Below are 11,900 nucleotides of genomic sequence, written 5' to 3' on the forward strand. Positions count from 1 at the left end.
ATTTTGCTGCTCAGAGCGCTGGACCAGTGGTGTTCCAGGGCGACTCGTAGAGTTCGTAAAGGGCCACCGCAGCAGCTCCTTGCGCCCAGAAGTCGTCCGTCGAATCGTCGAAGACGAGTTCGGCAACGCCCTTCAGCGATGGCGGAACGGCGAGCGCATAGGCGTTGCGCAGGCTGTCGAGAAATGGCTCACCTAGCGCAAGGCTGGAGCCGACGAGGATGACGCGGGGCGGCGCAAACAAGGTGACGATGTTGGCGATCGCAACGCCAACGGCTTCGCCGGCCCGGATGGCCGCGCCAATCAACGTACTGTCCTCGGCCTTGATGAGCGCCTGGGCATGCGTCATGCCGCGTCCAAGCTTGATGGCTTCGGCAAAGCGGCCACTGGCCGGCTGCTCGCCAAGGATTTCGCTTTCGCCAGCCTGGCTCGATAGCCGCACGACCCCGTTGGGTCCCATGCCAAGCACCAGGTCGCCGAGATTGTGGCTGAGGCCGCCAGCACCACGAAACAGCTGATTGTCATGAAGCACGCCGAGACCGAGTGTCTGCTCGAGCGAAATCAATACCATGTCTTCCAGGTCACGGGCCTTGCCGAACCAGTGATGGGCAAGCGTGATCGCATGCGCATCGCTTTCAACGATGGTCGGGGTATCAAGCCTGGTCGTCATCTCGCTTGCGAAATCGACATTCGTGTCGCGAAAGATCGGGCTGCTGCGGATATGGCCGGTTCGGTGCTCGATCACGCCGGGAAGGCCAAGGCAGACGCTGTCGACATCCTCGAGCGAAAGGCCGGCATCGACGACGCAGCGACGCACCCCGTCTTCGACGAGGTCTGCGATCACGCCGATCGGCTGGCGGTCGATGCGGATCGGCAGGGTGATTTTCGACAGCACGTCGCCACGGAAATCGGTCACCACGAACACCAGGCGGGTGGCCGCGATCTTCGCCCCGACGACGCGCGCTGCATCGGGATTGAGCTCCAGCATGACGCGGGGTCTTCCGCGTGCCGCCTCGTTGCGAATATCGCCCTCGTGGCGCGGCAGGATCAGCCCGTCGTCGAGCAAGGAAGCAGTGATCGCCGAAACGGTCGTGGTCGACAACTGCGTGCGTTCGCTGATCTCGACACGCGATATAGGCCCGTGACGCCGGATCGTGTCCAGCACGTTCAAGCGATTGATCGCGCGCATCAATTCGGGATCTGCGGTCTTCATCAGGTCGGCCAGGCTCTTCAATGTCAGCGCGGCGTGCGGCGCTCATATTTTCAACGGTATGCGAATTAAATAGCGCGCCAGCAGCCCCGTCTGTCAAGGCAAATCTACCGATTTCAACGAGGGGAGTTGACATTCGCCAAAACCTCCCGATGATTTAATCCGCATAAGGGAAAAATTGAAGAGGACGATTTTTGCCCTTGCTGGAGGAGAAAATCATGTTTGACCAAATGAAGGCGAAAGCCTTGCTTCGCAGCCGTTTCATCGCCCGCTCGGCGGCCACGGGACTGGCGATCCTGATTGCTGCGGGAAGTGCCGCGGCAGACACCACCGTAAAGTGGCTGCACCTTGAGCTCGATCCGAACTATGTCGCGATCTGGCGCAAGATTGCAGACAAATACCAGGCCGAACATCCCGGCGTGAAAATCGAAATGCAGTTCCTGGAAAACGAGGCTTTCAAGGCCAAGCTTCCGACCCTCTTGCAGTCGAGCGATGCGCCGGATTTCTTCTACAGCTGGGGCGGCGGCGTGCTGAAGCAGCAGCTGGCGACCGGGACGCTCATGGACCTGACGGCGGCGATGAACGCAAAGGACGGCGCCTGGGTGAAGAGCTACAACCCGGCCGCGATCAAGGGCCTGTCCTATGATGGCAAGATCGGCGCCGTGCCTTTCAAGATGGGCACCGTCTCCTTCTTCTACAACAAGGCGCTTTTCGCCAAGGCCGGTGTCGATGCCGCCAGCATCAAGTCCTGGGATGACTATCTCAATGCCGTGAAGAAGATCAAGGATGCCGGCATCGTCCCGATTGCGGGCGGCGGTGGCGAGAAATGGCCTCTCCATTTCTACTGGAGCTATCTGGTGATGCGCAACGGTGGCCAGAAGGTCTTCGACGCGGCCAAGACCGGTGAAGGGGAAGGTTTCAACGATCCGGCAATCATCAAGGCCGGAGAGCAGCTTGCCGAGCTCGGCAAACTGGAGCCGTTCCAGCCGGGCTATCTCGGCGCCACCTGGCCGCAGACGCTCGGCGTCTTCGGCGATGGCAAGGCAGCAATGATCCTGGCGTTTGAAAACACCGCGGCCAACCAACGCACGAATGCCGGTGACGGCAAGGGGCTCGATCCGGACAATATCGGCCGCTTTGCGTTTCCGGCCGTGACGGGCGGCGCAGGCGCGGTCACCGACACGCTTGGTGGATTGAATGGCTGGGCCGTGACGAAGAAGGCGCCGCCTGAAACGCTCGACTTCCTCGCCTATCTGACCAACGCCGAAAACGAGCGCGAGATGGCCAAGGCCGGCATGCTCATCCCGGTCGCCGTTGGTGCCGAGGACGGTGTGACCAATCCGCTGTTGCATCAGTCTGCCGAACAGTTGGCGCACTCGACCTGGCATCAGAACTTCTTCGATCAGGATCTCGGCCCCTCGGTCGGCCGTGTCGTCAACGATGTCTCCGTTGCCATAGTCTCCGGGCAGATGAGCCCTGCCGATGGAGCACAGCAGATCCAGGAAGCCTTCGAGCAGGATCAGCTCTGATCAAGACTATCGCGGCGCGGAGAAGCATCCGCGCCGCCCTCAATCTGAATGAGGAGGATCGGCTTTAATGACCACCATCAGCGCGACGAGCGTCATCCGTGCGCGCCCGACTTTAAGATCGTCGGCGCGCAGCAAGGATCCCAGCCTGGCGCGGCGCCTGCCTGTCCTGCTTCTGTTTCTGCCGCCAGCACTGCTGCTGTTCACGATCTTCGTCATCCTGCCGATGGGCGAGGCGGCCTGGTACAGTCTCTACAAGTGGGATGGCTACGGTCTGCCGACACAGTTTGTCGGCATGCGGAATTTCGAGGTCCTGTTCAAGAACAGCGCCTTCATAACAGCATTGAAAAACAATGCCCTGATCATCGTTGTTTCCATTCTGGTTCAGATTCCGCTCGCGATCTGGCTGGCGATGATGCTGGCGCACCGGATCGCCGGTGTGGTTCTCTTCCGCTTGATCTTCTTTCTGCCCTACGTCCTGGCGGAGGTGGCGGCAGGCCTCATCTGGCGCTTCGTCTATGACGGCGACTATGGCTTGTTTGCCTCGGCGGCCCACCTCATTGGCGTCGAGACACCCTATGTTCTGGCAGACAAGGACCTGGCAATCTATGCGGTGCTGGCTGTCGTCGTCTGGAAGTATTTCGGCTTCCACATGATGCTGTTCATCGCCGGGCTGCAGTCGCTCGACAAGAGCGTGCTGGAGGCTGCCGAAATCGATGGCGCGAGCGGCTGGCAACGGTTCCGCTACATCACGCTGCCGCTTCTCGGTTCGACGGTCCGCCTGTCCATCTTCTTTGCCGTCGTCGGCTCGCTGCAGCTCTTCGACCTCATCATGCCGCTGACCGGTGGCGGGCCGTTCAATGCGACGCAGACCATGGTCACCTTCCTGTTCAACTTCGGCGTCACGCGCATGCAGGTCGGCCTCGGCAGCGCCGTCGGCGTCGTCCTTTTCGTCATCTGCGTGACGCTGGCCTTCGGCTACAAACGGATATTCATGCGCAATGACTGACATGGCCTCATCTGCCCGGACCACGACCGGCACGAAGATCTATCTCTATGTTTCGCTGACGCTCATCGCGGCGATCGTGCTGGTTCCCCTGATGACGACGGCACTTGGCGGCTTCAAGGACCTCGGCGACCTCAGAACCAACCCCTTCGGGCTACCTGCCGCATGGCATCCGGAGAACTATACCGACATTCTCTTCGGAGACCGCTACTGGCGACAGATGATGAATTCGCTGATCATCGCCACCTTGACTGTCTGCCTGACGGTTTCGGTTTCCGCCATGGCTGCCTTCACCTTCGCGCATGTAAAGTTCTTCGGTGCCGGCTTCCTGCTCAATTACTTCCTGATCGGCCTGATGTTTCCGGCCGCGACCGCCATCCTTCCCTTGTTCATCCGGATCCGGGACCTGGGCCTGTTGAATTCCTACTGGGGTGTCGTCCTGCCGCAGGTCGCCTTTGGCCTCGGCATGAGCATTCTCTTGTTCAGGAACTATTTTCGCAACCTTCCGGAAGAATTGTTCCAGGCTGCCATCGTCGACGGCTGTGGCTACATCCGGTTTTTCTGGCACATCTCGCTGCCGCTCTCGCGGCCGATCATTGCAACGGTCAGCATCATCTCCTTTGTCGGCAGCTGGAACAGCTACATCCTGCCGCTGATCATGCTGAATTCGGAGACGATGTATCCCTGGCCGCTCGGCATCATGGTTTATCGCGGCGAGTTCGGCACTGCCTGGCAGCTGGTGCTCGCTTTCATCACGCTGACAATCATGCCAACGATCATCGTCTTCTTCCTGGCGCAGAAGCACATCATCGCCGGCTTGACCGCGGGTGCGGTCAAGTCCTGAGGTGGCTTTGCCTCAGCCGAAGACGAGCCCGCCGTCGACGATGAGGTTCTGCCCGGAAACGGCGCGTGCCCAGGGGCTTGCGAAAAACAGGACCGCATCAGCCATTTCCTCGGGCGTCGTCACTTGCCGGAGCGGGGTGTTTGCCGCAATCAGATCGAAGACCGCATCCGGTGTGGCGCTGCTCGCTTCGGTGGCGCGCAGCAAGCCGCCCGAGACCATGTTGACGGTAATGCCTGATGGGCCAAGCTCTGCGGCCGCCGTGCGGGTCAAGGACAGAAGCGCACCCTTGGCAGCCGTGTAGTCATGGTAGGGCACCACCGGGTTCTGGAAGAGATTGGTGCCGATCGTGATGATCCGCCCAAAACTGGCAGTGGCCATGACCGGGCGGGTGGCCTGGATCACGTTCAAAGCCCCTTTCACGGCGGTATCGAGCTGTGATGTCATTTCACCCCAGGTCAATTGGTCGAGCTTCGATCGGGCGTCTCCGTTGAAGCTGAAGTCGGTCAAGGCATTGTGCACGACTGTCGTCGGCGCACCGAGTGTATCCTTGACCTCGGCCACCATGCGCTTGACGGCCTCGCTGTCGCGGACATCCGCCTGGAAGGTTCGGGCACGATCACCCAATGACGCGGCAAGCGCCTCGGCCTCGATGCGGCTGTTGCGGTAGTTGATTGCGACCTTCGCGCCTTCGCGGGCAAAGGCAGCAGCAATGGCGGCGCCCAGGCCACGCCCGGCCCCGGTGATGATGACGGTCTGTTCGCTGATCGCCAATGTCATCTCGAATGTCCTTCTCTCAACTTCCAAAGCTCATGAAAATGCTGAACCGGCCCGTGCCCGGAACCGACAGAAAGCGTATCCGCCTGCGCGACGGCATGGGCGAGGTAGCTTTTCGCATCCGCCACTGCCTCGGGCAGCGTCGCCCCCTTCGCGAGCTCGGCGGCAAGCGCGCTCGATAGCGTACAGCCGGTGCCATGCGTGTTCGCCGTCGGTATCCGGAGCCCCTCGAACCAGCTCAACCCTGCGGCTGTCGCCAGGACATCCGGGCTCTCCTGGCTTGGCAGATGACCGCCCTTGACCAGCACCGCCTCCGGGCCAAGAGCACGCAGGCTTTGCGCCTGCTCAGCCATGTCCGCGCGGGTATCGGCCGTCGGTCCATGCAGGAGTGCTGCCGCTTCCGGAAGATTGGGAGTAAGCAGCGTCGCAAGCGGCAGCAGCCGTCGGGTGAGGACGTCGACCGCGGACACATCGAGGAGGCTAGCCCCGCCCTTGGCGACCATGACAGGATCAAGAACGACCGGAATGCCCTTGTGGGGTTCGATCGCATCGGCGACAGCGTTGGCGATTTCGGCATTGGCAATCATGCCGATCTTGATTGCATCAACACGGACATCGGCAAACACTGCCTTGATCTGGTCGGCGACGAAGGCAGCCGGAACCAGATGCACACCGCAAACGCCCTGTGTGTTTTGCGCCGTCAGCGCGGTCAGCACTGCCATGCCGTAGACACCGCGGGCAGAGAAGGCCTTCAGGTCCGCCTGGATTCCGGCGCCGCCGGAAGGATCGGACCCGGCAATGGAGAGAACGTTTCGGATCATCGGTGAACCTTTCTGATGTTTTCCGCGATCTCGCGAGCCGCCGCCTCAGGGTCACGCGTGCCGCATATCGCAGAGACGACGGCAAGACCGTCAGCCCCAGCAGCAAAGACATCCCCGACATGAGCCGCCTTCAGCCCGCCGATTGCGACTGCGGGAACGGGGCAGATGCGCACGAGGCGAGCAAGGCCAGCAAAACCGGTCGGCTCCTTGTGATCCGCCTTCGTCGATGTCGCAAAGACCGGGCCGATACCCGCGTAGTCGACGATTGCCGGATCGACCCCCGCGGCCAGCGCCTCGGTCTCAACGGAGAGGCCAAGGATCATATCGTCTCCAATCCGCGCGCGGGCAGTTCGCGCATCCATGTCCTCTTGCCCGATGTGCAGACCATCAGCACCAATTGCGACGGCAGCCTCCACGTCATCGTTGACGATGAGCAAGGCACCGGTGCCAGACAAAGCCGCCTTGAGCGCCCGACCTGTTTCGATCATCAGGGGTGTATCGGCATGCTTGTCGCGCAGCTGGACAACGCTCGCTCCGCCAGCAACAGCCGCCCGCGCGGTCTCCACCATGCCGAAGCCGGCACAAAGACCGGGATCGAGGACAAGATAAAGTGAAAGGTCGATGGTCCTCATGCGAAACGCACCCTTGCATGGCGATCGAGGAGCGGGGCGTCAAGCGCTGCAAGCGCATCGAGAAACGCCGGAGAAAACGAACCCGGGCCGTCCGCGCTGCTGGCTGCCATCTCACCGGCAACAGCAAAGGTCGTAAGCGCTGCAACCGTTGCCTCGAACGGCGCGGCAGGCCGGATCGCCGTGAATGCTCCGACGAGGCAGGTCAGTGCGCAGCCGAGCGCGGTCACCTTGGGCATCAAGGCCGACCCGCCTTCAATCCAGGCAGCTCGTTCACCGTCGGTGACGAAATCGACGACGCCGGTTACCGCGACCGTCGCACCGTGTGTCCTCGCAAGCAGCCTGGCGGATTCCTCTGCCTGTTCGACCCCGTCACGACTGTCCACCCCCTGGCCCCGACTTTCGCCACCGGCAAGGGCAATGATCTCGGAGGCGTTGCCACGAATGATGGTTGGACCGAGTTCCAGCAGCCGATCAACGGCCGCCCGGCGGAATAAGGTGGCATAATGGGCAACCGGATCGAGAACCCATGGCTTGCCGGACTGGCTGGCGGCGAGGGCTGCCGCCTCCATGCCGCGCAACCAGGATGACGACAGTGTGCCGATGTTGATTGTCAGTGCGCCTGCGATCGCCGCAAACTCGCCAGCCTCTTCTTCCGCATGCACCATGGCGGGAGACGCGCCGGCGGCCAGAAGCACATTGGCTGCGATGTTCATGGCAACGAAGTTGGTGATGCAGTGCACGAGCGGCGGTTGCGCGCGCAGTTCGCTCAGCAGTATTCCCGGTAAGGTCTGATCTTGCATGGTGCGCCTTTCGATCGGGGAGAAAGGCGCGGGGACTGACGCAGGAGGCGAAACGTCCCGAGCGACTCCCTCCGCCGGCATTATCCGGTTCAGGTTCAAAGGGTCCTTCTCAGCCCATCTTTCGAGGGCGCCCCTGTCTCTCACTGCCTTCTTCTCGCAGAGAAGCGCTGGCCTGTCATCCATAAAATGACATCGCCAGGTGAACCCGGCCATGCCAGGAAAGGCCCCGAAGGAGGCGCGGCGCCTGCCGGCCTTCTGGCGGTTGCATCACTCATCTGATAGCGCGCCATAATACAGCTGACGGAAGGACTTGGATTCCCCCTGCAAACGTTTCACTTCTGGATTGCGGTGAGCAACCTTTTACCGATTCCGGCGCCGCTTTTCTCTGTCCGAACCATGGCACTTTCCAAATGTTCGGCGGTTAATAGCCGGCAGTTGTAAGCATGGTTAGATGGCAGCCGACACAGCGATCGTGTTGCATTTACTTATTTTTGTTTACTTTCCAGGAATTGTGTCAAATGGCATACTCCCGCTCGCTGGGTAAAGGCGAGTTCCATGGGCGTCCGACGATTTTCGGTTCTGACCTACTCGACTGCTTGATTACACGCGGCCAATAGGCCGGCAAGACAATGCCGATACAATCGTCCAACTCGGTTGGCGACCGAAGGGAGGTCTTGATGCGAACACTTCATGCTGCAGTATTTGTACCGCTTCCTGCCGTGTGTGTTCTCCTATCTGCTACCATAACAATAATCTCGCCCGCACCTGCCCTGGCCCTGTTCGTCTGCGCAAACACCACAGGCTCGGGAGACGGGGCGGCTGCCGGTGGTGTCAATGACGTCGCCTGCGGAACCAATGCGACAGCGGCAGGCGCCGCGGGAGCAAACTCCGCTTTCGGTGCGGGAAGCAAGGCGACAGGCGGAGCCGCCACTGCCCTCGGCACAACGACGAATGCGTCCGGTGCGGCATCGGTGGCAGTTGGTCAAAATTCTCAGGCGACGGACAGGGGCGCGGTCGCCGTTGGTTTGGCCAGCAACGCCTCCGGATTCAACAGCACAGCCATCGGGGAAAATAGCAGAGCTGCCGGCCCTGGCGCGACTGCCCTGGGGGTCGACAGCAATGCGCAGAGTGTGGACAGCACGGCCGTTGGTGCTCGAAGCCTGACGACGGGTGCCGGTGCGGTTGCCATTGGGGTCGACAGTCGGGGCACCAGTGTTGATACTTTGGCTGCTGGCGTCAGAAGCCTTGCCAGTGCTGGCGGCGCAGTCGCGCTCGGAGGTGACAGCAGTGCAAGTGGCGGCAATAGCACTGCGGTTGGTAATAGGAGTTCGTCCTCCGGCAATCAGGCAACAGCGATTGGATTTAACAGCAGTGCCCGGGGCCTAAATAGTCTTGCCCTGGGGACCGGCTCAGTGTCATCAGGGCAGAATTCAGTGGCGCTCGGAGCTGGTTCGTCGGATGGCGGTATCGCCAATGTCGTCTCCGTCGGGGCGCCGGCCGCCGAGCGAAAGATCGTCAACGTCGCGCCCGGCACGATTTCGGCGACCTCGACGGATGCGATCAATGGCTCCCAGCTGGACGCCACCAATCAGAATGTCGCCCAGAACACGAACGAACTTGCCGATCACGAGACGCGCATTACGAACAATACCAACTTCTCAACCTCCATACGACTGAGATCGCCGGCCTCGATACGCGTGTAGCCGCAAATACAAACGCCATCGATTCCCTGGACAATCGCGTCAGCAGCCTCGAATCCAGCATGTCGCCGATGAATGGACGCATCGACAAGGCCTACGAGGGCACGGCGATGGCGCTGGCGATGGGTGGGGGAACCCTTCCGAATGACAAGAACTTTGCGGTGTCCATCAATTGGGGCACGTTCGAAGGCGAGAACGCTTTCGCTGGCAGCGCTTACGCGCGGATTACAGAGAATCTGCTGATCCATGGCGGCGTCGGCGTAGGGGCGAGCGAAGGTACTTTCGGTGGGACCGCGGGGTTGACATTCACGTGGTGATCGTCCGAGCGCTACAGCCGTTCGGTTCACGCGAGCCGAGATCCTCAACGATGCATCTGCCGTTCAAATTTATCGTCGCGGCGCTGGCAGTCCTTTGCATAGAGGCCGGCTTTGAAAGCCCCGTTCGCGCCGAAATCAAGAAATCCCTGAAGGAAGATGTTTCAAGAGCACCGCGTCCGGCAGATATCGATCGAAATGGCGTTCTTATCCTTGTGCGAAACACGCTTCTTGCCCTCGACCAGGCGAACAAGACTGGCAACTACACCGTTCTGCGGGAACTCGGCTCGCCAGGCTTTCAGGCCAATAATTCCGCGCAACTTGCAGAGATCTTTGCCTCGCAACGAAAACAGGGATACGACCTGAGTGGCCTTGCGGTCATCGAGCCGCAACTAACCGTGCTTCCGCAGATCGAGCCAGACGGCAAGTTGCATATGGCGGGGTTCTTTCCGTCGGTGCCAATCCAGGTGCATTTCGAGCTACTCTATGCGCCTGTCGATCGTCAGTGGAAGCTCTTCGGGATATCAGTGAACTTTGATGAAAGCGGCCCGGCCGCACCCGCAACAACCGACAATCGGCCCCAAAAGCCGGATGTTCCGGTGAAGCTTCCTGACCCGCCGACGCCTGCGGTCAGACCGAAAGCACCTTCTTCAGATTCGGGCCTTTGAGACGTCGACCTCGACGTCGTCGGGTTCCGGCTCCTGCACGGAAATGAGGACTGATCGATACGCCGGGCCATCAGATCCGCTCCCAGCTGCTGGTCAAGTGAACTCCCGTCGGTGCGCAAGGTCCAGGGTCGCGCCTGTGACAAGCTGGACAGATCATATCTCGGGGCCTAGTGTTCTGAAATGTTGGGATGTCGTCTTCTTCTCTTCGGTTTGATCGTGCTGTTCGCATGGACAGCAGGCGCGCAGCAGATGCCCTGTCCCTTTGAATATCCAGACACGCCGGTCAACCGGTCTCGCGGGGTGGTCGGCTGCTCGCTGCAGTGCGATCAAAAGCTCACGTGTCCCGGCCAGCAGGCGATCGAGCCACAAAAGCTCCCTTCGGCGCAGGCTCCCGGCAATGCGGTCAATGCGAGTGGAACTTGTCCGGAGGGGAAAAACTGGGATTCGAGAAGGAAAACTTGTGTCGCGTGCGCCGCGGGGGCGTCGTGGGATGCCAAGCGCTCGACCTGTTCCTGTGGGACCGGCCGGTTCGTTGATCCGAAGACAAAGCGCTGCGTCAGTTGTCCCGAGAATTGGGGTTGGGAAAAGGGGAGGTGCCTGTGCACTCGCAGCTTGAAATCCACCTTGGCGGGAAAGTCCTGCTCGCCCAAGCAGCCGGTCTGCAGGACCGACAGCGTTTGGGATGCCGAAAACAAGCATTGTGTGGCAGTGAAGCTGCGGAAGCCGAAGGCGTAGTTCGAGATGGATAGACGGCTCCAGACCCCGAATCGAGCTTGTCGTAGATCGTTCGTCCTGCGCGAGGGCAGGGGGCGCGAATTGCACGTAACATCCGCGTCGTTGCTGTAAGAGTACTTCACCAAAGCCCGGCCACCGTAAGGTGCTTGCGTTTCAATGAGGGAACCGGAACGTGATTGCAGCCCGTATTGTTCGGACACTTGCACCTTTGCTCGTCGCGGCAGTTCTTGCCAGCTGCGGTCATCCAAGCGGAGTCATGGCCCCTGTTGCGCTATCGGCGGCAACGCAGAATACCTCAAAGGTCAGCATGCTGGTCGCAACCACGCGCGAACCTTCCGGCGACCCGGCGACGCTCTTCACCGGCGAACGCAGCCCAAAGCCCTATCTGACGGCGATTGACGTCTCCATTCCGCCGAAACGGGCCTCAGGCACAGTCCAATGGCCGAAACATCTGCCGCCCAATCCCGCGACCGATTTTGCGGTGACCAGCGTCAAGGAGATCGACACCGTTCCGGAGGGGCGCGTCTGGTTCCACCAGAACATCCAGGGCGGGCATGCGCTGGTCTTTGTCCACGGCTTCAACAACAAGTACGAGGATTCCGTCTTCCGTCTGGCCCAGATCGTCCACGACTCCGGGATGCAGGCGACCCCTATCCTCTTCACGTGGCCGTCACGCGCGCAGCTTACCGCCTATNAATACGACAAGGANAGCACCAACTATTCACGCACGGCGCTCGAGCAGGCGCTGCGGACGCTAGCCGCCGACCCCGACGTCAAGGACATCACGATCCTCGCTCATTCAATGGGCACCTGGCTGACCATGGAATCCCTGCGGCAGATGGGTATCCGCGACGGACACGTGAACAGCAAGAT

General features: G+C 60.8%; 12 protein-coding genes and 1 riboswitch. Of the genes, 7 read left to right on the plus strand and 5 right to left on the minus strand.

The window, feature by feature from the left end; genetic code table 11:
• Nucleotides 1-10 precede the first annotated feature (10 nt).
• Nucleotides 11-1,210 carry an ROK family transcriptional regulator gene (locus AF71_RS23920; protein ID WP_169683487.1) on the minus strand — a complete coding sequence of 400 codons (1,200 nt, stop codon included), beginning with the start codon at nt 1,208-1,210 and terminating at the stop codon, nt 11-13.
• A 215-nt stretch (nt 1,211-1,425) separates the two neighbouring features.
• Here AF71_RS23920 and AF71_RS23925 point away from each other — a divergent pair, with 215 nt between their 5' ends.
• The 3 genes from AF71_RS23925 to AF71_RS23935 all read left to right on the plus strand — a co-directional run bounded on the left by AF71_RS23925 (nt 1,426) and on the right by AF71_RS23935 (nt 4,583).
• Nucleotides 1,426-2,736, plus strand: coding sequence for an extracellular solute-binding protein (locus AF71_RS23925; RefSeq protein ID WP_169683489.1), 1,311 nt, complete (start codon nt 1,426-1,428; stop codon nt 2,734-2,736).
• Nucleotides 2,737-2,803: 67 nt separating this feature from the next.
• Entirely contained in the window at nt 2,804-3,742 is a 939-nt protein-coding gene (locus AF71_RS23930) for a sugar ABC transporter permease (RefSeq protein ID WP_169683491.1), read from the plus strand.
• Complete coding sequence (locus AF71_RS23935; protein ID WP_169683493.1) at nt 3,735-4,583, plus strand: carbohydrate ABC transporter permease; 849 nt, start codon at nt 3,735-3,737, stop codon at nt 4,581-4,583. The genes AF71_RS23930 and AF71_RS23935 overlap by 8 nt, the downstream gene beginning before the upstream one ends.
• A 12-nt stretch (nt 4,584-4,595) precedes the next feature.
• Here the strand turns inward: AF71_RS23935 and AF71_RS23940 are convergent, their stop codons facing one another.
• Genes AF71_RS23940 through thiM form a run of 4 tightly spaced genes read right to left on the minus strand, consistent with a single transcriptional unit; the run spans nt 4,596 to nt 7,610 of the window.
• Nucleotides 4,596-5,360 (minus strand): 3-oxoacyl-ACP reductase, encoded by a 765-nt coding sequence (locus AF71_RS23940; RefSeq protein ID WP_169683495.1) that lies wholly within the window; start codon nt 5,358-5,360, stop codon nt 4,596-4,598.
• Nucleotides 5,357-6,178 (minus strand): bifunctional hydroxymethylpyrimidine kinase/phosphomethylpyrimidine kinase, encoded by an 822-nt coding sequence (gene thiD, locus AF71_RS23945; protein ID WP_169683497.1) that lies wholly within the window; start codon nt 6,176-6,178, stop codon nt 5,357-5,359. The genes AF71_RS23940 and thiD overlap by 4 nt, the downstream gene beginning before the upstream one ends.
• A complete protein-coding gene (gene thiE, locus AF71_RS23950; RefSeq protein WP_169683499.1) occupies nt 6,175-6,810 on the minus strand; it encodes a thiamine phosphate synthase in 636 nt (211 codons plus the stop codon). Before thiE ends, thiD begins: the two co-directional genes overlap by 4 nt.
• Nucleotides 6,807-7,610: a hydroxyethylthiazole kinase gene (gene thiM / locus AF71_RS23955; RefSeq protein ID WP_169683501.1), complete on the minus strand. Its 804-nt coding sequence runs from the start codon at nt 7,608-7,610 to the stop codon at nt 6,807-6,809. Before thiM ends, thiE begins: the two co-directional genes overlap by 4 nt.
• 49 nt (nt 7,611-7,659) lie before the next feature.
• Nucleotides 7,660-7,755, minus strand: a riboswitch (TPP riboswitch).
• A gap of 532 nt (nt 7,756-8,287) precedes the next feature.
• Between thiM and AF71_RS23960 the strand changes: the two genes are divergently transcribed.
• The 4 genes from AF71_RS23960 to AF71_RS23975 all read left to right on the plus strand — a co-directional run.
• Nucleotides 8,288-9,313: a hypothetical protein gene (locus tag AF71_RS23960; RefSeq protein ID WP_169683503.1), complete on the plus strand. Its 1,026-nt coding sequence runs from the start codon at nt 8,288-8,290 to the stop codon at nt 9,311-9,313.
• 59 nt (nt 9,314-9,372) lie between these two features.
• Nucleotides 9,373-9,627 carry a YadA-like family protein gene (locus tag AF71_RS23965; RefSeq protein WP_169683505.1) on the plus strand — a complete coding sequence of 85 codons (255 nt, stop codon included), beginning with the start codon at nt 9,373-9,375 and terminating at the stop codon, nt 9,625-9,627.
• A gap of 50 nt (nt 9,628-9,677) precedes the next feature.
• On the plus strand, nt 9,678-10,292 hold the full coding sequence (locus tag AF71_RS23970) for a hypothetical protein (RefSeq protein ID WP_169683507.1): 615 nt from the start codon (nt 9,678-9,680) through the stop codon (nt 10,290-10,292).
• A gap of 991 nt (nt 10,293-11,283) precedes the next feature.
• A partial coding sequence (locus tag AF71_RS23975) for an alpha/beta hydrolase (protein ID WP_169683509.1) occupies nt 11,284-11,900 on the plus strand: 617 nt, incomplete at its 3' end.

The sequence above is a fragment of the Rhizobium sp. 57MFTsu3.2 genome (assembly GCF_012932765.1).
GTDB lineage: Bacteria > Pseudomonadota > Alphaproteobacteria > Rhizobiales > Rhizobiaceae > Rhizobium > Rhizobium altiplani.